The organism is Pseudomonas sp. 102515, from assembly GCF_031085165.1.
In the GTDB taxonomy this organism is placed as follows: Bacteria; Pseudomonadota; Gammaproteobacteria; order Pseudomonadales; family Pseudomonadaceae; genus Chryseomonas.
Genome location: NZ_JAVHTY010000003.1, coordinates 166,125 through 192,830, shown reverse-complemented (window position 1 = coordinate 192,830; position 26,706 = coordinate 166,125). Strand labels below are relative to the sequence as shown.

Here is a 26,706-nt window from a genome sequence, read left to right as displayed (position 1 = left end):
AGGGTTGGCGGTGCCTGCCGGGCACCACCAGAGGCGCTTCAACTTACAGCTTGATCCAGGTCGCCTTGAGCTCGGTGTACTTGTCGAAGGCGTGCAGGGACTTGTCGCGGCCGTTGCCGGATTGCTTGAAGCCGCCGAAGGGCGCGGTCATGTCGCCGCCATCGTACTGGTTGACCCAGACGCTGCCGGCGCGCAGGGCGCGGGCGGTCTTATGGGCCTTGGAAATGTCGCGGGTCCAGACCGCGGCGGCCAGGCCGTAGGGGGTATCGTTGGCGATCTGCACGGCTTCCTCGGCGGTGTCGAAGGTGATCACCGAGAGCACCGGGCCGAAGATCTCTTCGCGGGCGATCTTCATGGCGTTGCTCACGCCGTCGAAGATGGTCGGCTCGACATAGACGCCGCCGGTCTCTTCCAGGGTGCGCTTGCCACCGGCCACCAGGGTGGCGCCTTCGGCATGGCCGGCCTCGATGTAGCGCAGTACGGTTTCCAGCTGGGTGGCGTCCACCAGGGCGCCGACGTTGGTCTCGGGGTCCAGCGCATGGCCGGGCTTCCAGCCCTTGAGGGCCTCGACCACCAGCGGCAGGAATTCCTCCTTGATGGAGCGCTCCACCAGCAGGCGCGAACCGGCGGTGCAGACCTCGCCCTGGTTGAAGGCGATGCCGCTGGCGGCCGCCGCAGCGGCGTCCTTGAGGTCGGGGGCATCGGCGAAGACGATGTTGGGGCTCTTGCCGCCGGCTTCCAGCCAGACGCGCTTCATGTTGGATTCACCGGCGTAGGCCAGCAGCTGCTTGGCGACCCGGGTGGAGCCGGTGAAGACGATGGTATCGACGTCCGCATGCAGGCCCAGGGCCTTGCCGACACTGTGGCCGTAGCCCGGCAGCACGTTGAACACCCCGGCCGGGATGCCGGCCTGCTGGGCCAGCTGGGCGACGCGGATGGCGGTCAGCGGCGATTTCTCCGAGGGCTTGAGCACCACCGAATTGCCGGTGGCCAGCGCCGGGCCGAGTTTCCAGCAGGCCATCATCAGCGGGAAATTCCAGGGCACCACGGCGGCGACCACGCCGACCGGCTCGCGAGTGACCAGGCCAAGCTGGTCATGGGGCGTGGGGGCGACCTCGTCGTAGAGCTTGTCGATGGCCTCGGCGCTCCAGCGGATGGCATTGGCCGACGCCGGCACATCGATCTCGAGGGAGTCGGCGATGGGCTTGCCCATGTCCAGGGTTTCCAGCAGCGCCAGCTCTTCGGCATTGGCCAGCAGCAGGTCGGCGAAGCGGATCAGCACGCGCTTGCGCTGGGCCGGCGCCAGGTGCGCCCAGGTGCCCTTCTGGAAGGCGGCGCGGGCGGCGGCCACGGCCAGGTCGGCATCGGCGGCGTCACAGCTGGCGACCTTGGCGAGGAAGCGTCCGTCCACCGGACTCAGGCAATCGAAGGTGGCGCCGGCGGCGGCGTCGACATAGGCGCCGTCGATGAAGGCGCGACCTTCCAGGGTGAGACCTTGGAAGCGCTGCTCCCATTCGGCGCGGCTGGGCAAGCTCATGGGTGACTCCTCGCTAATGGCGGTGAGCAGCCACCCTAAACCAGGCCCGGAAGGGTTATCAATATATTTGACAGTCGGCCGCCAAAGGCGCGGAAACGTGCGTTTTATCGAACGCTGCGCTGGCGTTGGCGACTCAAGGTCAGGGCTGGGCGGGCCGCGGCCAGGGTGCCGCGCCGTTGCCGGGGCTGAAAGCACTGCTGGGTGAGCGGCGCTTCGACGCTGGCGTCCAGGTCATCGAGCCAGCCCTCCACGGCGTCTTCCAGGGCCGCGACGGTGAGTTGTCCCAGCACCTGGTGGGCGATGAGATTGCCCAGGCTGGGCGCGGTGGATTCGCCGGTGGTGCCCCACCAGGCGGCCAGGCGTTGCTGGAGGCCTTCGAGCAGGCGGTGGAGGCGATAGGCCGCGGCCAGCAGCGCCAGGCTGGCGGAAGGCGCCTGGGCCAGCGCCGCCGGGGCGAAGCCGGCCAGGGCGCGCTCGACCACCCCGGCCAGGGGCGCCTCGAAGGCCACCGCCCGCGCCTGCAGCAGCAGGGCTTCGAGGGCATCCGGCACCTTGTCGACATAGGCACTGGCGAAGCGCTCCAGGGCCGGGCCACGCGAGGCATCGGCGCTGGCGGTGCGCGCCGCCTGGTCGGCGAAGGTGCGGCTGGCCTCGCCACTGTCCCGAGCGCGCGCCTGGGTGGTCTGGATCACGAGGCGCAAGGCGGCGGTATTCATGGCAGGGTCCTGCAGGGGTGAGCTGTGTTGGACGCCCCCAGGGTGGACGGGTCACACCGTTCGTCCGGTGCCGGCGGCCTTCAGTGCCGGAGCATGAAGGTGTCGTACTCCAGGTCGTCCAGCACCCGGTCCAGGCGGTGCAGGCCGAGCAGGACGCAGCAGGCCAGGGAAACGGTGAAGCCGTAACCGAAGAAGCTCGGACCCAGCTCGATGCTGAGCAGGGTCAGCGCCAGGTTGAGACCCAGGAAGAGGGTGCAGAGCATCAGCACGGTGTCGCGCCGGTCCAGGTAGAAGAAGACGTTGAGCAGGGCCATGAACACCACCTGGATGCTCACGCCCACCACGTCGATGTAGAACAGCGGCAGGTAGTAGTGCGACATGCCGAGCCAGGCCAGCAACTGGGGCGCCAGGAGGAACACCAGCACCAGGGTCAGGCCCTGGACCTTGCAGATCTCCAGCAGGCCCTGGCGGATGGCCAGGATCATCTGCTCCTTGAGCTGGCTGATGTGCTGCAGGGTCTCGCCGCCGCGCACGGCGTTGAACACCCGCTCGTACCATTCGGCGAAGTCGGTCTCGATGCGGACCAGGAACACCGCCATGCCGGGGATGATGGCGAGGTAGGCGAGAAAGATCGGCAGGTCGTAGAGGATGGAGGCGCGCAGGGGACCGATGACGGCGTCGGAGGTCAGCGGATTGAACCAGAAGACGAATTTGTCGACCCAGATGCCCAGGTTGTAGAACAGCCCGGTGACCAGCAGGCTGACGAAGATCTGCTTGCGGTCGAGGAAGTCGAAGGCCACCAGGCGGTCGGCCGGATACTCGCGGATGATGTCGTAGAGAAACATGAACAGCAGCGCGGCGTGGCCCAGCAGCAGGGCCATCAGCAGGCCGTCCATGCCGAGGAAGCGCAGCACGAAGGCGGCGGCGATCATGATGGCGTAGCCCAGCGTCATCACCACCAGGATGCGGTTGTAAGCCTTCATCCCCGACAGGAAGATGATCACCAGCCAGAGATCGCAGAGGGTGACGAAGTTGGCCAGCACCAGCAGCCGGTAGGCGAAGGGCTGATCGAACAGGGTAGCCAGCAACAGGAAGCCCAGGCCACCGGCGACCAGGGTCACCAGCAGCAGGATGCCCACCAGATTGGGCAGGATGCTCGTCTGTTTCTCCTCGAACAGCCGGTCCGAGACGAAGCGGGTGAAATACAGCTGCAGGCCGCCGGTGAGGATCAGCGAGCTGGCCATGAGGTAGGTCACCGTGACCAGGAATTGCCGGATCAGCACGTTGGGGGTGACGATGCCGGTGGCCAGCACGCCGATCAGCATGACGCTGATGATCGACAGCACCCAGGGGCCGGAACTGATCAGGCCGGCGTAGACATAGGCGCGCAGGGTGGCGGTGTAGGAGTCGCGCGCGAGGATCTTGCGCAGTTCGAAGCCGATGCCGGCCATGTCAGACGACCCTCCCGATGGCATCCTGGTAGAGCTCGCGATAGCGTTCCAGCATCAGTGGCTCGGTGTAGTAGCGATTGACCCGGGCCAGGCCGGTGCGCTGCGCGGCCTGCCAGCGACCGGGATTGCGCAGCAGGGCGAGGATGGCGCGAGCGGTGGCCTGGGGATCGGCGATGGCGACCACGCTGCCGCCGGTGCCCAGGGCGCGGTCTTCGGGGATGGAACCCTCGATCAGCTCGCGACAGGAACCCACGTCGCTGCTCACCACCGGTACCCCGGCGGCCCAGCCTTCGAGGATCACCAGCGGCTGGGCCTCGCTGATGGAGGTCAGCACCATCAGGCCGAGCTTGGGCAGGATGTCGCCGATCTTCTGGAAACCGAGGAATTTCACCTTGCCCTCCAGGCCCAGGCTGGTGACCAGGCTGTGGCATTCGGCGGCGTATTCTTCGTCTTCGTCTTCCGGACCGACCACCCAGGCCTCGGCCTCGGGCATGGCGCTGATCACCCCGCGCATGGCGCGGATGAAGGTCTTGACGTCCTTGATCGGCACCACCCGGCCGAGCAGCCCGACCACCGGCGGCACGCCCTCGGGGCGGCGCTCCAGGGCGTCCTGCCACTGGGTGAGGCTGATGCCATTGGGAATCACCCGGCAGCGGCCCGGCTCGGCGCCGTCCTGGATCTGCCGGCGGCGGTTGCCGTCATAGAGCGAGATGATCGGATCGGCGGCCTTGTAGGTGAGCAGGCCGATGCGCTCGAAGAAGCGGATCCACAGCCGGCGGATGTAGCTGACGTCCACGTCCAGCCCGGTGCGCAGGGCCTCGTCCGGGCCTTCGGCGATCCACTTGGCCTGGGCCAGGTCGATCTTGCGCTCCTTGGTGTAGATGCCGTGCTCGCTGAGCAGGAAGTCGCAGCCCCAGCGCCGCTGCAGGATGGCGCCGAGCATGCCGGCATAGCCGGTGGAGATCGAATGGATCATCCGCGGCCGCGGCAGGCGCCGCGCGGCCTCGGCCAGCATCAGCAGCGGCGCCTGCATGGCGCGCAGGGTCCAGAGGTAGTCGACGAAGGACGGGTCGGTGCAATAGCGCTCGTAGCCCTCGGTGATGGCTTCCCAGCTGGCGCGGCTGTACATGAAGTCGTCCAGGGTCACGCTGCCCTGGGCGAAGGCATCCACCAGGGCATCGCCCTGGGCGGCGCTGGGTTCGTCCGGGTGGTGCAGGAAGGCGTGCAGGTCGCGCAGCAGTTGCACCGGCGCCTGGCGCCGCGGGCTGATGGGCGCGCCCTTGGGTACCCAGGAGCCGGCGAGGAAGTGTTCCTCGATGTGCACCACGTTGGGCGGGATGGCGTAGTGGCGCTTCTCGTAGTTCTCGCGCTGGCCGCCGATGAAGAACACCGAGAAGGTCAGCTCCGGCAGGCCGAGGATCAGCTGGTTGACCCAGCTCGACACCCCGCCGCGCACATAGGGCCAGGTGCCCTCCAGGAGCAGGCAGACATCGGGCGTCACGGTCGCGGCAGGGGCGTCTTTCATAACCAGTACTTCACCAGGGCGGCGAACGGCGGCCGCTTCTTCAGATCCGCCGGCAGGCTGTCGAGCAGGGCCGGGATGACCGCGTAATCGCGGCGTAGAAAGGCGATCTCGGCACGGAAGGGCGCCAGCTGGGCCAGGGGCACGCCCGCCGCCTCGGCGGCCTGGAAGAATGCCAGGGCCCGTTCCGGCTCGCCCTGTTCCAGGGCGATGCGCCCGGCGAGGATGCGCAGCTCTTCGTTCTCTTCACCAGCCAGGGCCAGTTCGATGTGTTCCCGCGCCTGGCCGAGCACGTGGCGCAGGACGCTGCCCTGGGCCAGGCCCAGGTAGGCCAGCTCCCAGTAGCCGCGGGCCAGGGTGCCGTGCAGCGCCGGCTGGCGCTCGGCAGGGGTGCTGGCCAGTTCGCCGAGCTGGGTCTCGATGCGCTGGTTGATCTGGCTTTCCTGCTGGTCGAGCATCGAATAGGCGAGCAGGCGCACGTCGTCGGCCGGGTCGCGCAGGGCCAGCTTGAGGATCGGAATGGCGTCGCGCCCCGGCATGCGGCGGGTCGCGAAGAGCGCGGTCAGGCGCTTGTCGGTGCTGGGCGCATGGCGCAGGACGTCCTGCAGGCCGCCATCGCTGAACAGCATCTCCTCGCGCCGCTCCAGTGGGCGGAACGGCAGATTGGGCACGCTGCGTGCCTCCCAGGCGATCTCGCGGTGCTTGCGCGGCAGATAGAGCGCCGGAAACACCGCGGCGATCACCCCGGCCGCGCCCAGCAGCGGAATGAAGAAGGCCAGGGCGAAGAGAAACAGCGGACTCCAGGGCAGCGGGCGCTGGTAGCGCCGCGGCAGCAGCAGCCAGGCGCCGCCTGCCAGCAGGGCGCTGCCGGCGGCATGGGCGGCGGCGAAGGCCAGGGCCGCCGCCGCCACCGGCAGGTTGGCGAACAGCAGCGCCCAGCTGCTGGCCTCGAAGGCGAAGGCGCCGCTAAACAGCCACTTGCTGTTCATGCAGGCCACACTCGTTGAACAGGAAGACGCGCAGCTCCTGGGCGCGGGTCTTGGGCAGCAGCTCGTGCTCGTGGCTGCGCACGCCCAGGCTTTCCAGGGTGCTGTCCTGGCCATGGCGCTCGGCCAGCAGCTGGCGTAGCCGGCGGCGATAGCCTTCCAGGCCATCGGAGGAGGTCAGCGGCAGGAGTACCAGCAGGCAGGAGTGGCCCGCCTGGTTGGTCAGGCGCAGTTGCAGGTCGAGGCCGCGGCGACTGCCTTCCAGCAGCGCCAGGGCACGCTCGCCACCCTCGGCCTCGGTCATCTCGAAGCAGAACAGGCAGGCGGGCAGGGCGTGCTGCTGGGCATCGCGCAGCGAACGCTTGAGATGCTGGGAGAATTGCTGGGCGTCGTCGTCGGCCAGGGCCAGCGCCTGGTGATCGCTCCCCAGCAGGTCGGCGATGTGGCCGGCGAGGATGGTCAGCAGATTGAGAGTGCGTTCGTTGAAGGAAAAGAACGGCATCTGTTCGATGGCCAGCACCGCCAGCAGCCGCTCCTCGGTGTCCAGCAGCGGCACGCAGGCCTGCAGCGCCGAATGTTGGGTCTCGCCGCGCTCCAGCAGCGCCTGGCGGATGCTCAGGGTCTCGCCGCGCTCCAGGGCCAGGCGCACCAGCAGGTCATCGGGATCGATGCCGGGCATCTCGCCCTGGCTGGCGAGGGCGCGACGATCCACCCGGCCATTGCCGTCGACCCGGTACAGCCCGGCCACCCGCAGCGAGCCGTACTGGGTCAGCAGACCGACGATGGGTTCGGCCAGGGCCTGCAGGGAATCCTGCTCGCGGGGCACCTCGCGCAGCTGACGGCGCAGATCCAGCAAGGAGCTGCGCAGGCTGAGATCGTTGCCCGCGACGCGCTGTTCCAGGCGATCGTGGGAGATGCGCAAGAGGTGGTGGGCGCGGGTGAATTCGTCCAGGCGCAGCTGGCGATAGTCGTTGGCCAGGTCCAAGCGTTCCAGGCGACGATTCCAGAGGTCGCGGAATTCACCCACCAGCATGGCGCTGAGCAGCACGCCGACGATGAAGGATGGCGGGATTTCCTCGTAGGCCGGATAGCCCTGGCGATGCAGATAGAGCAGCGCCACCACCAGCAGGCTGGCGCTCACCAGGCCACGTATGAAGCCATAGCGCACGCCCATGAGGATGGGCGCGAACACCACCCAGGGAAAGGCCAGGCCGACCATCAGGGGATCTTCCGGCACCAGCCAGAATCCCAGCCCCAGGGCGGCCGCCGTGACCAGCAGCGTTTCCAGCCAGGACAGGCGGCCGCTGGCACGGGGCGCCAGGGTGTAGTCCTTGTGGACGGATTGCAGGGCCATCAGCGCAACTGCAGCTCTTGCGCGGTGCCGCGCAGGACCTTCTGTGCGGTGGCCGCCAGGCTCTCGCGCGACCAGCCGGAGCGGGCGCCGCTGTTGCTCCAGACCACCCGGCCGCTGGCCGGCTCGATGACCTGGAGGGTCACGCCCACCGCCGGCTCGCCGTCCAGGCCGTTCTTGTACTGCCACTCGTCGACGCTGCCGGTGAGCACGTATTGCAGATTCTGCTGTCGCGCCCAGTCCAGGGCCGCGCGCTGGCGGGCCTTTTCGTCGTCGGCAGGATTGCCGCCCTGGCTGTCGTCATAGACCTGCGGACGGATGCCGCGCTCGCCCAGCACGCTGACCAGGATCTGCGCAGCACGATCGCCGGCCATGGGCGCCTGGGCATAGTTGGCCAGGGGCACCAGGCCCCAGCGCGCATCCTTGGGCAGGGCCTCGCCGCTGGGACGGGTAAAGCTCGAGCAGCCGGCCAGGAGCACGGTGGCGACACTGGCGACGAGCAGACGCGTGATGTTCATGAGGTCTCTCCCTTGAAGCGGTCTAGCGACCGATTCGATTGCTGTATTGAATGCCCAGGGTGCTGCCGGCCTGACCGCCGCTGCCCTGGGGCGCGGACTGGTAGCCGGCGGTGAACGCCAGTTCGTCGTCGCCGAGCACTACCATGCCCAGGCCGACATTCAAACCGTAGTTGAATTCGCGCTCGGTCCACTGCCAGCCGACCAGGGTGTCCACCAGCCAGCTGTACTGGGGATGGGTGCGGTTGAGCGAGCCGGGAATGCCGCGGCGCCAGCTGCTGCCGACATAGAGCTGGCCATAGCGATCCTGCAAGAGCTGGGTGCCGCCCAGGGCTTCCAGGTCGGCCGCGGTGACCTCGCCGTTCCCGCCACTGCCGGCCAGCGGCTGCAGGTAGCGGGTGACGCTGGCGGGCAGGGTGCTGCGCGCACTGTTCTGCTGGTAGGTGATGCCGCTGCGCACCTGCCAGGTGGGACCTTCGAAGAAGATCATATGGCTCAGCTCCAGGTTGAAGGCGAAGCCACTGCCCAGGGCATCGCCGTCCCGACTGGAATAGCGATTGTGCGCCGCCCGCCAGCTCAGCTGGTCGCGTGGCGTGAGGTTGTGGCGACCCGCCAGGCTGACGCTGTCACGCCGGCCAAGGGCGCGCAGATAGCCACTCTCGTCGGGTTGCCGGTGCCAGTCCAGGGCCGCCTCGATCTCGGTGTTGCCATCGATACGCCAGGTGCGGGCGACGCCCAGGCCCAGGCGATTGCTGTCCGAACGCTGACTGGCGTCCACGGTGGTTTCCAGACCGCCGTCGGCCAGATTCTTCAACACCTTGAGCAGCATCTGGTGTTCGTTGCCCAGGGCATCGGACTTGAGGCCGCTGCTCTCCACGCGATTCTGCTTGAGCTGGACATCGGCATAGACGTCATCGCCGAGCCGCCGGGCGGCGCGCACCTCGGTGCCCTGTTCGACCAGACCACCATAGTCGCGGCGCTCCCAGCCGGCCTGGACGCCATTGGGGGTGCGTTCGGCCTGCTCGGTGGCCTGGCGCAGCAGCTGTCGCTGGATGACCTCCGGTGGTTCGTCGCCGGCGGCCGTCAGGGCTGCGGCCTGGGCGTCGCCGGCATGGCCGAGGCGCTGCAGCACCTCGACGCGCTGCGCCGGATCCAGATCGCCGGCCGCCAGTAGCTTCTCCAGCTCACCGCGATTCTGCCGGCGCAGGACCTCCTGCAACTGCTCGTACTGGCGCACCTTCAGGCCACGACTCTTGGCCCAGGCCAGCCATTCGCTCTTGAGGCCGTCGTCGTTGTTCTGGCTGAGGGCGTCGAGCCACTGGTCGAACCAGAGTTGCAGCATGCTCGGCGAGCCATCCTGCCAGGCGCGCGCCTGGGCCAGCGCCGCCTGGGGACCGCGCAGGCTGGAGAGCAGGCGCAGGTAGGTGGCATAGCGCTCGGGGGTGGCCGGCACCTCGTCGTTGGCCAGGTGCGGCGTGACGGCCTTGCGCAGCCGCAGCGCCGCGTCCTGGTGACCGGCGGCGTCCAGGGCATCGGCGTAGGCGGCCTGCACCAGCCAGTCCTGGGGGTGGGCGTCCAGGTAGCGGCGATACCAGCCAAGCGCCTCTTCCGCCTGACCCAGGAGCACCAGGCCACTGCCGAAGGGCAGCCAGAGCACATCGCTGCCCCGGGCCCGGCCCTTCCAGTCGCGCAACAGGGTGGCCAGTTCGGTCTGGCGATTCTGGTCGATGAGCAGCCACAGCAGCCGTTCGCGGAAGCGGTCGTCGTCCGGGAAGCGCTGCAGCGCCTGGCGATAGCCCTCTTCGGCCTGGGCGACGCGGCCACGCTGGAAGTCCAGACCCGAGCGCGCCAGCCAGACGGCGGGATTGTCGGCCGAGGCCGGCTCGCGCGCGGCACTGGCCAGCAGCCGCTCCAGCGCCGCCGTGTCCTTGAGTTGCTCGGCCCATTGCAGGGCGTCGGTCAGGCGCTTCTGGCTCTTGCTCTTTTCCCAGCTCTTTTCCAGCAAGGCCAGGGCCTTGCGCGGCGCCGTGCGCAGATAGATCGCCAGCAGCCGATCCTCGTCGTTGGCGGCCAGGCCCTTGTCGCTCGCGGCCAGGCGTTCGAAGGCCAGCTGGGCCTCGCCATCGCGCTCCAGTTCCCAGGCCAGCTCCGCTCGCAGGCGCCAGTAGTCGACGCCCTGCCGCTGCTTGGCCGGCATGCCCTCGAGCACCTTCCAGGCCTCTTCGGGCTTGAACAGCCGCCACAGGGTGCCGGCCCAGGTCAGATACTCCGCATTGGTCAGCGGGAATCTCTTGCCGAACGCTGCCCAGCCCTCGGCTTCGGCATCGCCCTGCTCGGTACGGGCCAGCAGCTGCTGCAGCCGCTCCCAGGCCAGGCGCTGCTTCGGTTGACGCTTGATGTAGTCCCGCAGCCAGCGCTCCTCGGCGGCGGGATCCCCCAGGGACTCGTAGGCGAAGATCAGCGCATCCAGTTCGGTCTTGTCCAGCTGGCGCTGCCGCGACGCTCCGGCCAGCAACTCGACCACGGCATCGAAGCGAAACGCCCGGGCGGCCAGCTTCCAGGCGTGGTCGCGGCGGGCCGGATCGTCCTGGCGGGCCAGCAGGCGCAACCAGAGGCCGAGGGCTTCGTCCATATGGCCGGTCCATTCGCCCAGCTGGGCCAGTTCCGCGAGCAGTTTTTCATCGTCCGGACGCAGTGCCAGCAGCTGATGACCTTCCTCCCAGGCACGTTCGGTGTCGCCCCGTCCCAGGGCCAGGCGGTAGCCGGCCTCCAGGGCGGCAGGATCGTCCGGTTGCCACTCGCGCCAGCGATCGATCAGGCGCTGGGCCAGGTCCAGGCGCCCGCTGCCCTGGGCGGCGGCCACCCCGGCCTGCAGCCAGGCCAGACCGCTGGCATCGGCTTGCAGACACGGCAGTTCCTGCTCCAGCAGGGCGGCGGCTTCGGCGCCCTGGCCGGCGGCGAGCCAGGCATCGAAGGCCTGGTGCCGGTAGCCTTGGCGCTGTTCGGCCGAATCGGCGAGATCGGCCAGGCGCAGATAGAGGCGGGCGGCCTCCGGCTGACGACCGCCGGCCAGACTCCAGCGCGCCGCCTGTTCCAGCCACTGCTGGCGCCGGGACGGATCGCGCTGGGCCAGTTCGACGTAACGCTGCGCCGCCGTGGCCGGATCCGCCAGTTGCAGGGCGCGCTCGGCCACCCGTTGCAGCTGGGGCGTGCTCAGGGTCGCCACGTCCAGGGCGCTCAACCGTTGCGCCAGGCGTTCGCGATCGGTGTCGGCCAGGCCTTGCGGCTGGGCTTCTGCCTGCAGGATGTCCAGTTCCAGGGCGTAGAAGGGCGTCGACGCCAGGGGCTCGGGCAGCAGTTGCAACTGACGCCGGGCCTCGTCGATGCGCCCCAGGGCGATCAACTGGTCGATCAGCTTCATGCGCAGCCCGGTATCGTCCGGCGTCGCCTTGAGCAGCACCTGGGCATAGCTGATGGAGACCTGATCGGCCGGCTCTTCGCCGGGCAGGAAGACCTGCTTGCCGTGAAAGGTCAGCACCAGCACCAGGGCGGTGAGGAGCGCGACCCCCAGCAGTGTCCAACCGCTCAGGAGCCGGGTTTTCTTAGCCGCAGACGATCTCACCGTCACTCACTCGTGTTAGCGGAAGTTTGAACGTCAGCAGTCCGGCCTGGCCTGGCTGGCCCTTGTAGCGCTCGCGACCGACCCGCACCTCGCAGGCCGAGGGCGCGCGCAGGGTCATCTCCAGCGGAAACTGCCCGGCGAAGGCGAAGCGGATACGCGTAGGCGATAGGTAGTCCCACTGCTGCAGCGGGATGTTGGCCTCTTCGAGGGCGGGAGTGGGGTCGCGGCTGTCGCGCAGTACCAGCCGCGCCTGATCGCCGGCCAGGTGGACATAGCGTCCCTGCGGCAGGTCGCGGACTCCGGCGATGCCCTTCGAACGCTGCAGGTCCGGCCAGCCCAGGCGCGGATCCAGGCGCAGGGTACGCAGGCCGTCGAGGGCCTTGATCGACCAGCTGCCGTCGTCCTCCCGGGCCAGACTGGCGGTATAGAAGCCCCGCAGTCGACTCAGGTAGTCGCTCATCCACAGCGACAGCGGGTGCTCGGCGGCCATGCCCTGGTAGATCTCTTCCATGACCTTGAGCGAGGCCTGCTTGGTGCCCGAGTAGAAGTGGTAGTAGAGATTCAGCCCGCGCAGGCGCCGGGGGTGCTCGGTACGCTCGAAGGTATAGAGCAGATCGCGAAAGCCGTAATAGGGACCGCGCCAGAGATTGGTGTAGACGTTCTCGTTGATGATGGGCGCATAGAACTGCAGGCCGCCCGGGGTGGGGCGAATGAAGGGGTAGAGACCGCTCACCGAAGGCTGCGACCGGGTGATGTGCGAGTTGCCGCCGTTCACGTTGAGCAGGCCGTTGTCGTAGGCGAGCTTGAGGGTGGCGGCATCGGGCTGGGCGTCACCGGACCAGAACACCATCTTCACCGGCTTCTGCGGGGTGGTCAGGCGCTCGTTGATATAGCGCGTCGAACCTACGATCTCCCGGGTGAAATCCACCTTGTCGTAGCCGGGAATCTGCATCATGTAGCCGTACTGGGCTTCGAAGTTCTCGCTCTGCTCGGAGACCGCCGGTTGCCAGAAGAACGGATGGCTGAAGGTGTGGGTGGCCACCTCCACCTTGGGATCGGCGAACAGGCGGCGGGCGATGGGCTCCAGTTGCGCGGTCAGCTCCGGATAGCGGCCCTTGGGGCCGACCTCGCCTTCGATGATCGAGGCCGAGGTCAGAAAGGGGTGCGGCTGGATGAACTGCTCCAACACCACCTGGCCGGAAAAGGGCGCGCCTGGAATCTCCGCCTTGGACGCGAAGGCGTCGCCGTCGATGTGCACGGTGGCGATGCGCCGGCCGTTCTCCGTGGTCGGATCGGGCACCGGCAAGGGCGGCAGTTGCAGTGTCTTCGCCGTGAAGGCGAAGGGGTCGATGATCCAGCGACTGGCTTCGGGACCGTCTTCCATGACATAGGAACCGAAGGCGAAGCCGCCCCAGGAGGCCACGCCCATGGGTACGAAGGTCCCGCCCGGGCCGGTCAGGCTGACCACCGGTGTCGGCCCGCCGGGCAGCGTCTGCACGGCGGGCAGGTCACGCGTCCGCAATTTGACCGGTGCCTCGAAGTTGCCGGCGAGGGCGGGGTCCAGCACCTTGAGGCTCAGGTTGTCGGGCAGCGGCTTGCGACTGACGCCAAGGCCCAGCCGCTTGAGCAGGGCCTCGTTGTCCAGCGGCAGGCCGCCGAGGATCAGCAGCGGCGTCTTTTCGTCCAGGCGCTGGCCGATCCAGTCGCTGAACTCCCGCGAATGGGGTGGCGGACCGCTGGTCATCCATGTCACGACTCCGGCGTAGAGCGCGCCAGGCCAGGCCGTGGGCAGCGGCTTGGAGGCATCGAAATAGTCCAGGCGATAGCCCTGGTATTCCAGGGCGCTGCCCAGGAAGCGGTGCACCGCCGACTGGCGCAGGGCGCCTTCGCGGCCATCGTAGAGCAGCGCCAGCCGTCGTGGCTGCAGGGCTACCGAGCTGATACCCAGGGTGTTGAGGTCGGGGGTGGTGATATAGGGCACATAGCCTTCGTCGCGCAACCGCTTGGCCAGGCGCCGGGCTTCGTCGCGCTGCTCCGGCGGCAGGTACTCGATGGCGATGACCGGGAGGCCGGCACTGCGCGCCGCCTCGATCCGCGGCTTCAGCCAGGCGCGGTCCTGCTCGCTGACCGGGCGATAGGTCTTCTTGCCGGCATCCCAGCCCGCATAGATGGATTCGACCGCCATGGCGGCGGCGACACCGGGCAATTCGGGTTGCACCTCGAAGCCACGATTGAAGAACAGCTTGAGCGACGGCTGACGGCGGTGCAGTTCGGCCAGCAGGCTCTTGAGCGCCAGGCGCTGGCTTTCCCGCTGTTCTTCGGCCACCAGCTGGAAGCTGTCGAGGGTATCGAGGAAGAGCCCGGTGTAACCGGCCTTGGCCAGCTGGACGGCGCGTTCGAGCAGATGGGCACGCCAGACCGGGGACGCCAGATTCATCACCTGGCTGCCCCAGGCCTTGTTGGCCACCGGGCTGGCACCCGCGCTGAGGCCGGCCATGTCCAGGGCGGCCGCGTCTCCGGCGAATTCGCCGATGGACAGATAGGCGAAGGGCTGGGCACCGGCCTCGTGCAGGGCGCGGACATCGGCGGCGCCGGCATGGCCGGGTTCGAGCACCACCCAGTCGAACTGGGCGAGTTCGGCTACCGGCGGTTTTTCCGCGTACCAGAACGCCACGCTGGCGGGCGCCGCCAGGGCCGTCCCCAGGAGGGACAGGTAGCCCAGGAGCCCTACTGTCAGCCTGCGCCACCAACCGAAGCGGGACCTTGCTCTCGTTGCCTTGCCTGACGCCACACCCAGTCCTTAAACGTGCCCAACTTCGGTATCAGGGTAGCTACATTACGCAAAAGCGTGACGAAAAACTGCCTGTGCCAAGCCGAGCGGCAGCAATTAGGGGGCCAACAGGTATCGAAATAACCAATGACTGGAGGGCAAGGCTCTCTAGGCAGCGGATTTCAAGCGTTTTGACGGGGGAGGTGAAGCGGGGAATACAGCGGGGATGTGGCGATACGTCCAGAGGAATTGCCGTCATGCGCGGCGGTAACCGGCATGACGGCAACGGGCACCGTTACTTGAAGCTGCTGTTCAGGTTGGCGCTGGTGGAGAGGATGTTGGTCGAGCCCAGCAGCTGGCTGACGAAGCGGTTCCAGCGGGTGATACCGGCCGGGCCGACGAAGACCACGTCCTGCGGCTGCAGATGGAAGTTCTGCGCCAGCACATAGGCGGTGGGGTTCTTGGCCGCCAGGTGGAAGACCTGGGCAGTGGCACCCGGAGCCTTCAGGTCTTCCGGGCCACGGATGACGTAGACGGCGTCGGCGTTGGCGGTTTCCTGCTGGATGCCGCCGGCCTGGCTCAGGGCTTCCATCAGGTTCAGGTTGGTGATCTTGTAGCTGACCGCTGCCGGAGCGCGGACTTCACCGACCACATAGACCTTGCGGGCATCGTTGTAGGGCAGGTGGAGGCTGTCACCGTCCTTCAGGTAGATGCCGTACAGCTTGGAATCCTTGCGGTTCAGGCTGTCGGTATCCAGGCGGTATTCCTTGCCGTCGCGGACCAGGGTCACGCCAGTCAGGTCGGCGTCACCGCTGTTGGCCACACCGGCCTGGCCCAGGGCTTCCACCAGGGTGATGGGCTTGGTGGTCAGGGGAATGGCGTCGCCCTTGTTCACGGCACCGGAGATGGTGACCTTCTGGCTGCCGAACTTCAGCACGCTAACGTCGACCTGGGGATTGTCGATGAAGGTGGCCAGACGGCGGGAGATATCGGTGCGGATCTCTTCCAGGGTCTTGCCGGCGGCGCGCACGGTACCGACGTAGGGGTAGAACAGGGTGCCATCCGGACGCACCAGGCGACCGTTGGCTTCCAGCTGCTGCTGGGCGCCGGACGGAGCGGTCAGTTCGGGGTGATCCCAGACGGTGATGTAGAGCAGGTCGCTCGGACCGACGCGGTAGGCCTGCGGCTTGTAGTCCAGCAGGGGCTTGAGGTCGGGAGCCTTGGACAGGGCCGCGGAATCCTGGCTCATCAGCAGCGAGCTGGTGATCGGGATCAGCTGGACCTTGGTGCCCTGGATGCTCGGATCGCTCTTCAGGTCGTCCTGGTCCAGGTACTGACCCGGGGAGTAGGCGCAACCCTGCAGGACGATGCCGGACAGCAAGGCCAGAGCGGTAAATTTGGTTTTCATGTCATTCGTCCTTGATTGCTGATTGAGTGTGAGCAAGAGGAATAAATCGGAAGGTAGAAGCGACGAGCCGGTTATTCATGGTGTTCCTTCGCGAGACGCAGCGAGCCTCGACGGTGGACCAGGTTCCATGTGACCAGCCTGTCCAGCGTGCGAGAGAACTCGAGGTCTCAGCTTCTAGTTGTATGAGCACCTGAGTCTGCTGGTCTAGGACTGGCCTTTAGCCATCGAGTTCAGCACCCCGGGAACGGAAAAGGTGACGCCGTTCGAAATCTGTCACATCTCCGCTAACGAGGTCCTATGACCTGGCAGTCATGTTTGTTCAGGTGTTTTTGCAGCAGGGCCGTCTGCGGCTTTTCCGCACCGTTCTTCGGTTCGATGGCCAGAGGATAGTCGCCCCAACCCGGACCGGCCGCCCAATAGGCGCTGGGTACGCACTGCTCGCCCAGATAGCTCAGCAGATTGTCCATGGCTTCCAGCCACTGTGGGTGTGCAGGTATCCCATATTCGCCAATGAAGCCGCGCAAATTATGCTTTTTCAGCCACTCGATGAAGGGGCGGGTTCTTTCCACGCCGATCATGGGATGGACGCCCTTCATGCCCGAGGCGTAATTGCCGCTGGAATCGTCGTCGAAATAGATGTGGGCTTCGTAGATCAGGTTGTCCGCCGGATCCTTGATCAGCAGATCGCCATTCACCTGGGGCCAGCGCTGGGCACTGGACCAGCTGTCGCCGGCGATGAAGATCGGCGTCTTCATGTCGACGCTGCGGATGCTGTCCACGGCCGTCTGCGCCGCCCGGGGCCAGAGACCCTGGGTGTCGTGGGGCTCGTTCATGACATCGTAGCCGTACAGCGCCGGATGCTTCTGGAAGGTCAGGGCCAGGCGTTTCCAGGCATCGGCGTAGCTGGCGTAGGGCACCTGGTACGAGCCGATCAGCTGACCGCGATAGCGCGCGTAGTTGTGCATGTCCAGGATCACCCGGATGCCGTACTTGTCGGCGAAATCCAGGGTGCGCTGCAGCAGCGCGACCTGGGCCTGGTCCAGTTCACCGCCGAGCTGGGGTTGCACCCGCTCCCAGAGGAAAGGGAAGCGGATGAAGCGGATGCCCTTGTCCGCGTAGCGGCGGAAGTACTCTTCGCCGGGATAGAAGTAGTTGGTACCTTCCACGCCGGGCAGGACCTGGCCGGCGAAGCCGGCGGCCGACATGTTGATGCCGATGAGGTCCACCTTGGCTGTCGCCGGTTGTGGCTGAGCCTGGCCATAAAGCGCTGCGGACAACAAGACGGTGGCCAGCAGGCCACCACCGATACGACGTTTCACTCGTGACACGGACAGCACCTCTCGTGTGTTGCGTAAGTTCGTCAGGGCAGGGCTCCCTCAGGAACTCTGCTGATAGACCGGCGTGGGTTGCAGCGGCGGTGTGCGCCGGGCGAAGTATTCCAGCGCCAGATAGTCCACGGTCACCCGGATGGTCCAGGCGATGGCGGCGCCCATGATGGAGAAATGCTGGATGCAGACCACCAGCAGGCCCAGGTAGGGCAGCAGTTCGGCGAGATGGATCATCGCGGTGGTCCGCGAATGGCCACGGGCCTGGATCTTGGCGAAGGGAATCTGCGCCAGGGCGTTGAAGATGAAGCCCACTACCAGGATGCGCAGGATCTGCGCGGCATCGCCGCCGTACTCCGGGCCCATCCACACGGTCATGATCCAGGGCGCCAGCGCCAGGATCGGCAGCACCATCGCCAGGCTGATCAGCAACAGGCCCCAGAAGGCCTTGTTGGCCTGGCGCGCGGCGTCCTCGCCGCTCTTGCTCAGCAGCGGGAACACCACGCGGGCCACGGCATTGGGGATGATCAGCATCCGCGAGACCGCCTCGGCCGGGGCGGTGTAGAAGGACACGCGGCTGGCACCGACCATGTGCGAGAGCACGAAGCGGTCGAAATAGACCATCAGCGGACTGATGATGTTGCTCACCGTCATCCAGCTGCCGAATTTCAGCAGCTCCTTGAACACCTCGACCTTGAAGGTACGGATGCCTTCCGGGAAGTCCTTGTGCAACGGCCAGTAGGCCAGCGCCATGGAGACCACCCGGGCCAGCACCAGGCCGATCACGGTGGCGGAAAAGCTCGGTTCGATCAGCACCGCGATCAGGGGCGCGATCGCCAGCAGGCTATTGGAGAAGGTCCGCAGGATGTTGAATTCGCCGAAGCGCTCGTTGCCTTCCAGGTAGGCGAACCAGACCGTCGCCAGCAGGAAGGGCGGGACGCACAGGCTCAGCCAGCGAAAGCCGGCCACGGCGTTGTCGAAGTGCTCGGGCGAGACGTGCAGCAGGCTCACCACCTTGCCCGCGCCGAACCACAGCAGCAGTGTCGCCAGCAGGCTCAGGCCGATGACGGCGCCGGTGGCCGTGCCCATGACCAATCGGTTGAGCGCCTTGTCGCCGTGGTGCATGGCGACGGCGCGGATCACCGCGCGCGACAGGCCGGCATCGAACAGGGTGGCATAGCCGACGATGGCGAAGGCCAGGGTGAACAGGCCGAACTGCTCGACACCGAGCAGGCGCGACAGCACGCCCATGGTGGGCAGCGCGATGGCACTGGGAATGACGACACCCAGGATGTTCCAGGTGCTGTTTTTGATCATCGACATCGTGGGGGTGAAAACTCCTTGGGGCCGCCCGGCGGACTCCGGGCGGCACGAGGGATCAGACCGGGCGAGCCAGCGGGCTGCTCGGACGCGGGTAGGGACTGCTGACGTAAGTCTCCTGGACCGGGGCGGAGCTGTAGTGGTGCAGCGCGCGCAGGGCCTGGATCACCATCAGGTAGCAGATGGTGGCCTGGAGGTACTCGAAGAAGCCGGCCAGCGGCCAGATCACCAGCTGGGCCAGGGTGGCGGTCACCACGAAGCCGGTATCGGGGTGCAGCATCTTGGCCCAGCGATAGTAGAGGAACAGCGATACCGGGATGATGATGAAGGCCAGGAAGCCGAAGCGGAACAGGGTGCCGAACACCCCGACGTCGGAGAGGAAGAAGTACTCGCCGAAATAGGGGATGAAGCCGTTGTTCCACATCAGCGACAGCGAGCCGCTCGGCAACCAGTGGTTCTGGCTGAGGTGGGAGAAGATGTAGCCGATGGTCTGCTCACGCACGCCATCGGTGGGACCGTCCTCCACCGACTGGGCATAGAAGTCCAGATTCAGCCCCAGCACCTTCATCAGGTCCGGGAAGATGAAGAAGGGCGACAGCAGCAGCGTGGAGACGCAGATCCAGACGATCGACTTGCTCTTCAGGCAGAACACGGTGAAAACCAACGCCAGCACGATCAGCTGCCGGGTCTGGGTACCGAATACCAGGGTCAGCAGGAAGACCATGGCCAGCACGATGTGGACGGTCTTGCTACGCGTCGAGCCATCGATCGGCGAGATGCCCTTGTTCCAGGTCTGGATGCAGTAGAAGTAGGCCAGGCACAGCGCCGGCGCACCGATGGAAGAACGGTCCGGGCGGTCGAAGGAGGACTGCTTGTCGCGCAGGTCCGGCAGCACGCCGAACTTGAACATCCAGGCCATGACGGCGGCCAGCAGCGCCGTGATCAGCAGGGCTTTCTCGAATTGCGAGGCGCTCATGTTGCGCCCGAGGAACATCAGGGTGGCGAAGCCGAAGCTGAACAGGATCCGCCGCTCTTCGATCAGACCGTAGAAGATCGGCTGACCGTAGAACAGAAAGGAAAAGATCGCCGGCAACCCGATGAAGATCGCCGAAGAATAGACGGCGTAGGTCATCAGGATCTTGAATTCGCGCTGCTGGGTACCAATGCTGGTCAGCAGGTAGAAGAAGGTGAAGGCCATGCAGATGGCCAGATACAGCTCGTTCAGGTAGAGGATGCCGACCGGGTTGTGCGGGCTTTCGCCGAACACGTCCAGGTGCAGGATCAGCAACGGGATCAGGAGAACGAAGGAAACGGTACTTTTACGGAGAATGCTCATAGACCTACCCATCCAGACGGGACCACCGGACTGCTTGTCCGGTGGTCATCTTCCTTGCGGCTGAGAAAGCTGCGGGGCAGCCACTCAGGTGCGTCGACTGCTGCGTTCCTTGAGATAGATGGGCAGGATGCTCAGCGCATCGTGCACGTAACGCTTGGCCAGCCGCTTGGGCTCCGAGCACAGCCGGTGCAGCCATTCCAGCCTGGCTTTCTGCATCCAGCGCGGTGCGCGCTTGACGGTGCCCACGGCGAACAGGATGGACGCGCCGATGCACAGACCGACGCCGGTACGCTTGCTGCTGTCGATCTGCCGCGCGAGCTTTTCCTGACGCGGAGCCCCTACGGCATAGAGGATGAATTCCGACGGATTCTGCATCACGAAGTCGACGCATTTCTGCGTCTCCAGCGGATCGTTGATGAAGCCCATCGGCGGGTTGTAGTGCGCCAGCTGGATGTGCGGATACATCCGGCGCAGCTTGCCGACGTCATTCTCGCTGGAACCGATCAGCACCACCGACAGGCGCTCGTCGTTGGCCTTGCGCAGGATGCTCAGGGTGAGATCGCTGCCGGTGATGACCTCGGGCACGGCGACGCCGAGCGACTTGAGGATGGGCATCAGGATCCGGCTGTCGCAGATGCGCTTGCCGGCGCGCTGATAGGACTCGCGCATGTCGGAGTTGCTTTGCAGCTGCACGACATGGTCGATGTTCGGCGTGACGATGTAGCTGTAGGGCCGATGGATGTCCTGGCTGATCGAGCTCATCAACTCGTCCTTGGTACCGGTGAAGAAATCGATACCGAAAGCTTGGGTGCGTAGGTTAGACATGCATCGTCGCTCCCTTGAAGGCGCCCTTGACGCCGGACCAGGCCAGTTTCGGATTCTTGAATTCCTTGAGCACGGTGATGCCGGACAGCAGCACGGCGGAGACCAGTGCGTAGGGGGCGCCGTGGAACTTGCGATTGAAACGGGTCGCCGCGCGATTACGGAAGTAGTGGTAGAAGGCGCTGCGGCCGCCAGAGCTCATGGAGCCATAGTGATAGAGCTGGCTCTCCCGCGAGACCTTGAGGGCGACGCCCTTGCGCTTGGCCTGGTGCTGCCAGTCCACCTCTTCGGAATACATGAAGTAGGCTTCGTCCATGAAACCGATCTCGGTCAGCAGGCTGGCGCAGAAGGCCATGCTGCAGCCCATGATGTAGTCGGGTTCACGGTCCAGCTTGGAGATCTCGCTGACCTCGATGTCCTTGCCCAGCAGCTTGGACTTGCCCAGCAGCGGATAGAGGATGCCGCCGCCATAGCACTCCAGGCGACCGGTCTGGGAACTCAGGATCACCGAGCCGACGATGGTCTTGGGTGCGCGCTGCAGTTCGGCCAGCAGCGGCGCGAAGGCATCGTCCTTGACGTAGGCGTCGTTGTTGACGACCCAGAAATGCTTGACCGCCAGATTGTCCAGCGCCCAGCGCATGCCGTAGTTGTTGCCACCGGCGTAGCCGTCGTTGCGCGGACTGGCGAGCACGGTGACCTGGCTGAGGCCGTTTTCGGCCTGCCAGCGTTGCAGGACGTCGATGGAGCCGTCCTGGGAATCATTGTCCACCACCACCGCGTGATCGATGGACGGGCAGTGCTTGAGGATGCTCTCCACACAACTGATGGTTTCGTTGGGGGCCTTGTAGTTGAGCACCATGACTACGTTCATTGGCGTGTTCCTATTCTTCAGAATCATCAATCCGGTACAGCGTCGAGATCCAAGGCTGCCAAGCGTGGCCGGGTTCAGGAGCGAACCCTTCGAAATCGCTGTGTGAGGTAGTTTCTTGTTCGTGCGCCTGTACGAATACTGCCGCGATCCCTGAAGGGATTGGCTGGACGGCGCTCAGGCCGTCCAGCCGGGGTAGTGCATCAGCTCTTGGCGTCCTGCTCGTAGGAGTAGTGGTAGTTGCCATAGGAGCCGTAGTTACTGGCCTTGCGTTCGACGGCGTTGAAGATCACGCCCTTGAGCGGAATGCCGTTGAGGTCGAAGCGGCGCTTGGTCGCCTCAAGCTCCTTGACACTGTTCACGCCGAAACGTGCGACGATCAGGCTGGTACCGGCGTGGCTGCCGATGATGCCGGCCTCGGTCACCGCCAGGATCGGCGGGGTGTCGATGATAACGATGTCGTACAGCTCGCTGAATTTCTTCAGCACGGTGGTGAAGCGGAGGCTCATCAGCAGTTCCGACGGATTCGGCGGGAACTGGCCGCAGGAGACGAAATCCAGGCTGCCCACTTCGGTCTTCTTGATGGCGTCGTTCAGCGCGATGCGGCCACTCAGCAGATCGGACAGACCGTCCTGCTGCTTGGTGTTCATCAGCTTGTGCAGATAGCCCTTGCGCATGTCGCCGTCGATCAGCAGGACACGTTGACCGGATTCGGCGATCACCGCGGCCAGGTTCGAGGACACGAAGGACTTGCCGACGCCCGGGCTGGGACCGGAGATCATCAGGATGTTGTTCTTGGCCTCGATCATGGCGAAGTGCAGGCTGGTACGCAGGCTGCGCAGCGCCTCGGTGCTCAGATCGGTCGGATGGGTGATGGCGGTCAGCGAGGATTCGCCCGGCTGCTTGGTGCCCAGTACCTTGGTGGTGTCCGCCTGGTTCTTGCTGTAGGGGATCGAGGCGTAGACCGGCAGACCGATCTGCTCGATGGCTTCCGGGGTCTCGACACCGCGACGCAGGGTGTGACGGGTGTAGACGATGGCCAGGCCGACGATGCCACCGAGGATGATGGCGACGGCGATGATCAGCGGCTTGTTGGGGGCGGACGGATCGTCGACGTTGGCGTTGGCGTTGTCGATGATGCGGACGCTACCCACGGTACCGGCGCGAATGACTTCCAGTTCCTGAGCCTTGTTCAGCATCAGCGCATAGGTCTGGCCGGTCACTTCGATGTCGCGGTTCAGGCGCAGCAGTTCCTGCTGGGTTTCCGGCAGTACTTCGACGCGCTTCTGCAGCTTGGCGCGCTCGGCCTGGAGTTGGCCCAGCTGGCTCATCAGCGCCTGGTAGGCCGGGTGCTGGCGAGTGAACTTGCGATCCATCTCGGTGCGCTTCAGGTTAAGCTCGGAGATCTGGTTGTCCAGGGCAACGGTCTGTTCCAGGACACCCTTGGTCTCGCTGTCGATATCGACCGACTTCTTGTTGGTCTGATAGTAGTTCAGCGCGGACTGGGCCTTTTCCAGGTCGGATTTCACGACCGGGATCTGGGCACGCAGGAATTCCAGACTCTGGGTGGACTCGGCGGCGTTGCGATCGATGTTCTGCTGAACGTAGATGTCCGCGACTTCCTGGACGATGGCCTGGGCCTTCAGCGGATCCGCGTCCTGCAGACCGACACCGATGATGCCCGACATCTTGCCGCGCTCACCGGCGACGATGCGACCCTGGTATTCCTGGATGGTCTTGGAGAAGCGCTTCTTCATGATGGTGAATTCGGTGCCAGGACGAGCCTGCAGCGTAGTCACCTTGATCTGGTAACCGGCATTGCTCACCGGCTGGCCGAGGCCACCGTGCAGCACCACTTCGTCGTCGGCGTTGAAGACGGTGAAGTTCTGGTTGTCCTCGACCTTCAGCTTCATCGGCTTGTCGAGATTGCTGTCCGGTACTTCCAGCTGGTCGATGACCAGCTTCTCGCCGCCCCAGGCAAAGCTGTTCAGGCCGAGCAGGGGAGAGGCGACGTCGGTTTCATTCTGCGGCTCGAAACGACGCGCGACGAAGTTGCCGATCAGCGGGAAGTAGCGCGGCTTGACCTCGATATCCAGCTTGAGGTTCTCGATCGCCCTGCCGATCACGGAACGCGACTTGAGCAGTTCGATCTCGGTCACCGCCTCGGGCATGGGCGGCGGCATGCCGGTGGACTGATCGGTCAGTCGGGTAACGCCCTTCTTCTCCATTTCGATCTGGATCATGGCGTTGGACGAATACATCGGCGTGGCCAGAATGGCATAGCCAATACCGAGCGCAGCGAAAATACCGATTACCGACAAGAGTTGCCATTTGTAATCGATCAACATACCGAAGAGTGCGGAGAAGTTGATATCCGACTCATTCTTAACTTCGGGAGTAAAGCGAGGCATCGTGGTCATGAAATTCCTTCTTCCCTATTTGATGTATGGAAGCCAACTGTCTACACAGCGCGTCAAAAGTATTTGGACATTTTGAAACATCTCTTTAGAAAGGCGATAAGGGTCTGGTACTTCTTGATTGCTCAACCATTTCCCGATCAGAAAAACCTTACCCCTGACTTCAGGAGCAATACTTTCGACGGAGCGTGAGTGGAACTCTTCCATGGTCAAAATCAAATCCGCCTTGCGCAGCATCTCTGCATCCGCCTGGCGAGCTTTGTGGGTAGTGAAATCGATGCCGTTCTCCCGTAGTAGTACCTCCTGAGCGGTCTTCTCGATGCCATGGCCGACCAGCGCCCTGATGCCGGCCGAGCCGACCTGGACGTCACGGCCTTCCAGGGCCTTGGCCAGTAGTGCTTCTGCGACTGGGCTACGGCAGATGTTCCCTTCGCATACAACCAATATCGACTTGATCATTCTTCAAAACCTTCCTGTTGTCCGGACAACAGATATCTACGGCAGATAGCCCAGCAATCCCTTCGGGAGTTGCTCGCTGCCGATGTAATTAGAGTCAGGAGTCCAGGCTCCAGATCGTCGTGCTGAGCAGTGGGGCCAGCGGCCCCGGCCAGACTCAGTATGCGTTCTTATTGATGAAGCCTTTGAACAGCGTGAGGAAGATGATCTTGACGTCCCACCAGAAGGACCAATGGTGGATGTAGTCCAGATCGAACTCGACGCGTTTCTGCATCTTGTCCAGGGTGTCGGTCTCGCCGCGCCAGCCATTGACCTGAGCCCAACCGGTAATGCCGGGCTTCATCTTGTGGCGGAGCATGTAGCCCTGCACCAGCTTGCGGTACTGCTCGTTGTGAGCGACCGCATGAGGGCGGGGACCGACGATGGACATTTCGCCGCGGAGTACATTAATGAATTGAGGCAATTCATCGAGAGACGTACGTCGTAAAAATGCACCGAAGGGGGTGATCCGGGAGTCATTCTTGGTGGCCTGGGTGACCTTGGCCCCGTTTTCCATGACCTTCATGCTGCGGAATTTCCACACTTCGATCGGCTTGCCGTCCATGCCGTAGCGCTTCTGCTTGAAGAAGATCGGGCCGGGCGAGGTGATCTTGATGCCGATGGCGATGGCCAGCATGGGCAGGGAGATCATGGCGAGGATGATCGAAGACAGCACGATGTCCTCGATACGCTTGACGATGTGGCTGGCACCATCCATCGGGGTATCGAAGATGCTGATGCTGGGCAGGCCGTCCAGGCTTTCGCTGCGGGCGTGCAGCAGGTGGAACATGAAGATGTCCGGGATGATGTAAACCGAGGCCGTGGTGTCGCTCAGCTCCTGGACCAGCCAGTTGATCTTGCTCTGATCGGCCATGCCCAGGGTGATGTAGACCTTGTCGACCTGGCCGGAGCGGACATCCTGCATGAGCTGCTCGAGGCCGCCGTTCAACGCCGGGCTGGGCACGCCTTCTTCACCGGTGTCCTGGTTTTCGCTATAGAAGCCGGCGATGCGCAGGCCCATCCAGGGCGCCGTGCTGATGGTGTGCGCCAGACGCTGGGCGACCATGCCGTTGCCGGCGATGGCGACGTTGCGGGTATTGATGCCGGCCTTGCGCAGGGAGTGCATGATCGAGCGCAGCAGGACGCGATAGCCGCACAGAGTGCCCAGCGTCAGACCCAGCCAACCCTGCATCACGCCAGGCGTCAGATAGGACTGATCGAAGAAGAAATAGTCCACCATGAACACGGTCGCGAAGGTCAGCACCCAGTAGGTGGCGATCTTGAGCAGTTCATCGGTGATGCGCTCGCCGCGCCAGGAACCATAGACGTGGTTCAGCTCGGTGAGGAAGTGGAAGATCAGCAAGGACAGGAAGATGACGACCCAATGCTCGGGACGCATGCCGGTGTCCGACGCCCAGGTGCCTGCCACGTAGGCGCTCAGCGTGATCACGGCGAGATCGAGCAGGCGGTGTGCGAGCGAGATTGCCGAGGAATTCGTATGCAAAATGCCGCGTTCTTTCAAATTCATGGTTCCATCCTTGTGCGTATACCGTGCACGAACTTTCAACTGGGCGAGGCAGCTACCAGCGTATGAAATGTTCACTATGGCGCTCTAGGACCGATGACTGACCACCGATCGCTAAATGCCATGATGGCTGTAGCGACGTTAGGACTCGGCACTGATTAAGAGGTTCACACGGTAGAAAGGCCGGACGACGCTGTCGAGTTGCCCCAGTTCGGGGCAAATAGCACGCCAGTCGGGCTGCGGCAGGGGAGGCGAAGTGAAGAAGGGCGGAGTGCGTCACAACGCGGGCGGACGGGTGGCACACTTCTCTCGCATCAGGGTGCGATGAATGGCTTGCCCGGGCAGCGGGGGGAGGTAAAACGTTCCGTCGGACTTTAATGCGGGATGCGGAAATTGTGAGCTGCTTCACTAAACAATGAGACAGCCAGACCGTCAGGTCGGGTGTAGGCCAGTCCCTGGCCTGGAGCACGCCTCAATGGCGATGGTGGGACTGAAAACTCAGGGGGGAGTTGACGGGGAGGCTGGAGATCTTGGAATGCCAGGCTGAGCTTCTCGCGCTGTCGTGCGAGAACAACAGGAAAGACCAGCTGACAAGGAGGGAGGCCACCGCAAGCCAGGGCAGCTGGGCTTGGGCGAAGACGAGGCAACCGGCAACGCCGGTCCAAACGGGCAGGTAGTAGCGCATTTTTGTTATTCCTGCTTTTTTTGCGAGATTGCGAC

18 protein-coding genes are annotated in these 26,706 nt (G+C 64.9%); all 18 read right to left on the bottom strand.

Annotated elements, in window-relative coordinates; genetic code table 11:
- Window positions 1–43: 43 nt before the first annotated feature.
- Window positions 44–1,537, bottom strand: a complete 1,494-nt coding sequence (locus tag RCF34_RS12220; protein ID WP_308708409.1) for an aldehyde dehydrogenase — start codon at window positions 1,535–1,537, stop codon at window positions 44–46.
- 104 nt (window positions 1,538–1,641) lie between these two features.
- Window positions 1,642–2,253 (bottom strand): hypothetical protein, encoded by a 612-nt coding sequence (locus RCF34_RS12215; RefSeq protein WP_308708408.1) that lies wholly within the window; start codon window positions 2,251–2,253, stop codon window positions 1,642–1,644.
- 80 nt (window positions 2,254–2,333) lie between these two features.
- The gene (gene pelG, locus RCF34_RS12210) at window positions 2,334–3,704 is read right to left on the bottom strand and encodes an exopolysaccharide Pel transporter PelG (protein WP_308708407.1); all 1,371 of its coding nucleotides are present in this window, start codon (window positions 3,702–3,704) and stop codon (window positions 2,334–2,336) included.
- A 1-nt stretch (window position 3,705) separates the two neighbouring features.
- Window positions 3,706–5,229: a GT4 family glycosyltransferase PelF gene (pelF, locus tag RCF34_RS12205; protein ID WP_308708405.1), complete on the bottom strand. Its 1,524-nt coding sequence runs from the start codon at window positions 5,227–5,229 to the stop codon at window positions 3,706–3,708.
- Entirely contained in the window at window positions 5,226–6,215 is a 990-nt protein-coding gene (locus RCF34_RS12200; RefSeq protein WP_308708404.1) for a HEAT repeat domain-containing protein, read from the bottom strand. Before RCF34_RS12200 ends, pelF begins: the two co-directional genes overlap by 4 nt.
- Window positions 6,193–7,566 (bottom strand): PelD GGDEF domain-containing protein, encoded by a 1,374-nt coding sequence (locus RCF34_RS12195; RefSeq protein WP_308708403.1) that lies wholly within the window; start codon window positions 7,564–7,566, stop codon window positions 6,193–6,195. Before RCF34_RS12195 ends, RCF34_RS12200 begins: the two co-directional genes overlap by 23 nt.
- Window positions 7,566–8,081, bottom strand: coding sequence for a penicillin-binding protein activator LpoB (locus RCF34_RS12190; protein ID WP_308708402.1), 516 nt, complete (start codon window positions 8,079–8,081; stop codon window positions 7,566–7,568). Before RCF34_RS12190 ends, RCF34_RS12195 begins: the two co-directional genes overlap by 1 nt.
- A gap of 22 nt (window positions 8,082–8,103) precedes the next feature.
- Window positions 8,104–11,700 (bottom strand): tetratricopeptide repeat protein, encoded by a 3,597-nt coding sequence (locus tag RCF34_RS12185; RefSeq protein ID WP_308708401.1) that lies wholly within the window; start codon window positions 11,698–11,700, stop codon window positions 8,104–8,106.
- Window positions 11,681–14,437 carry a bifunctional glycoside hydrolase 114/ polysaccharide deacetylase family protein gene (locus RCF34_RS12180; protein WP_308708970.1) on the bottom strand — a complete coding sequence of 919 codons (2,757 nt, stop codon included), beginning with the start codon at window positions 14,435–14,437 and terminating at the stop codon, window positions 11,681–11,683. Before RCF34_RS12180 ends, RCF34_RS12185 begins: the two co-directional genes overlap by 20 nt.
- Window positions 14,438–14,765: 328 nt before the next feature.
- The gene (locus RCF34_RS12175) at window positions 14,766–15,878 is read right to left on the bottom strand and encodes a polysaccharide biosynthesis/export family protein (RefSeq protein ID WP_308708400.1); all 1,113 of its coding nucleotides are present in this window, start codon (window positions 15,876–15,878) and stop codon (window positions 14,766–14,768) included.
- Between the two features lie 284 nt (window positions 15,879–16,162).
- Entirely contained in the window at window positions 16,163–17,197 is a 1,035-nt protein-coding gene (locus RCF34_RS12170) for a glycoside hydrolase family 5 protein (protein WP_308708969.1), read from the bottom strand.
- A 57-nt stretch (window positions 17,198–17,254) separates the two neighbouring features.
- Entirely contained in the window at window positions 17,255–18,526 is a 1,272-nt protein-coding gene (locus RCF34_RS12165; protein WP_308708399.1) for a flippase, read from the bottom strand.
- Between the two features lie 55 nt (window positions 18,527–18,581).
- Window positions 18,582–19,859 (bottom strand): hypothetical protein, encoded by a 1,278-nt coding sequence (locus RCF34_RS12160; RefSeq protein WP_308708398.1) that lies wholly within the window; start codon window positions 19,857–19,859, stop codon window positions 18,582–18,584.
- An 84-nt stretch (window positions 19,860–19,943) separates the two neighbouring features.
- Window positions 19,944–20,684 (bottom strand): WecB/TagA/CpsF family glycosyltransferase, encoded by a 741-nt coding sequence (locus RCF34_RS12155; RefSeq protein ID WP_308708397.1) that lies wholly within the window; start codon window positions 20,682–20,684, stop codon window positions 19,944–19,946.
- Window positions 20,677–21,552, bottom strand: coding sequence for a glycosyltransferase family 2 protein (locus tag RCF34_RS12150; protein ID WP_308708396.1), 876 nt, complete (start codon window positions 21,550–21,552; stop codon window positions 20,677–20,679). The genes RCF34_RS12155 and RCF34_RS12150 overlap by 8 nt, the downstream gene beginning before the upstream one ends.
- A 200-nt stretch (window positions 21,553–21,752) precedes the next feature.
- The gene (locus RCF34_RS12145; protein WP_308708394.1) at window positions 21,753–23,969 is read right to left on the bottom strand and encodes a polysaccharide biosynthesis tyrosine autokinase; all 2,217 of its coding nucleotides are present in this window, start codon (window positions 23,967–23,969) and stop codon (window positions 21,753–21,755) included.
- A 15-nt stretch (window positions 23,970–23,984) separates the two neighbouring features.
- On the bottom strand, window positions 23,985–24,425 hold the full coding sequence (locus RCF34_RS12140; RefSeq protein ID WP_133860422.1) for a low molecular weight protein-tyrosine-phosphatase: 441 nt from the start codon (window positions 24,423–24,425) through the stop codon (window positions 23,985–23,987).
- Window positions 24,426–24,579: 154 nt separating this feature from the next.
- Window positions 24,580–25,989 (bottom strand): undecaprenyl-phosphate glucose phosphotransferase, encoded by a 1,410-nt coding sequence (locus RCF34_RS12135; RefSeq protein ID WP_308708393.1) that lies wholly within the window; start codon window positions 25,987–25,989, stop codon window positions 24,580–24,582.
- Window positions 25,990–26,706 lie beyond the last annotated feature (717 nt).

Excerpts from the sequence above, each read along its gene's own strand:
- RCF34_RS12220 (WP_308708409.1), bottom strand. The coding sequence starts at position 1,537 with ATGAGCTTGCCCAGCCGCGCCGAATGGGAGCAGCGCTTCCAAGGTCTC.
- RCF34_RS12215 (WP_308708408.1), bottom strand. The coding sequence starts at position 2,253 with ATGAATACCGCCGCCTTGCGCCTCGTGATCCAGACCACCCAGGCGCGC.
- pelG (WP_308708407.1), bottom strand. The coding sequence starts at position 3,704 with ATGGCCGGCATCGGCTTCGAACTGCGCAAGATCCTCGCGCGCGACTCC.
- pelF (WP_308708405.1), bottom strand. The coding sequence starts at position 5,229 with ATGAAAGACGCCCCTGCCGCGACCGTGACGCCCGATGTCTGCCTGCTC.
- RCF34_RS12200 (WP_308708404.1), bottom strand. The coding sequence starts at position 6,215 with ATGAACAGCAAGTGGCTGTTTAGCGGCGCCTTCGCCTTCGAGGCCAGC.
- RCF34_RS12195 (WP_308708403.1), bottom strand. The coding sequence starts at position 7,566 with ATGGCCCTGCAATCCGTCCACAAGGACTACACCCTGGCGCCCCGTGCC.
- RCF34_RS12190 (WP_308708402.1), bottom strand. The coding sequence starts at position 8,081 with ATGAACATCACGCGTCTGCTCGTCGCCAGTGTCGCCACCGTGCTCCTG.
- RCF34_RS12175 (WP_308708400.1), bottom strand. The coding sequence starts at position 15,878 with ATGAAAACCAAATTTACCGCTCTGGCCTTGCTGTCCGGCATCGTCCTG.
- RCF34_RS12165 (WP_308708399.1), bottom strand. The coding sequence starts at position 18,526 with ATGTCGATGATCAAAAACAGCACCTGGAACATCCTGGGTGTCGTCATT.
- RCF34_RS12160 (WP_308708398.1), bottom strand. The coding sequence starts at position 19,859 with ATGAGCATTCTCCGTAAAAGTACCGTTTCCTTCGTTCTCCTGATCCCG.
- RCF34_RS12155 (WP_308708397.1), bottom strand. The coding sequence starts at position 20,684 with ATGTCTAACCTACGCACCCAAGCTTTCGGTATCGATTTCTTCACCGGT.
- RCF34_RS12150 (WP_308708396.1), bottom strand. The coding sequence starts at position 21,552 with ATGAACGTAGTCATGGTGCTCAACTACAAGGCCCCCAACGAAACCATC.
- RCF34_RS12145 (WP_308708394.1), bottom strand. The coding sequence starts at position 23,969 with ATGACCACGATGCCTCGCTTTACTCCCGAAGTTAAGAATGAGTCGGAT.
- RCF34_RS12140 (WP_133860422.1), bottom strand. The coding sequence starts at position 24,425 with ATGATCAAGTCGATATTGGTTGTATGCGAAGGGAACATCTGCCGTAGC.
- RCF34_RS12135 (WP_308708393.1), bottom strand. The coding sequence starts at position 25,989 with ATGAATTTGAAAGAACGCGGCATTTTGCATACGAATTCCTCGGCAATC.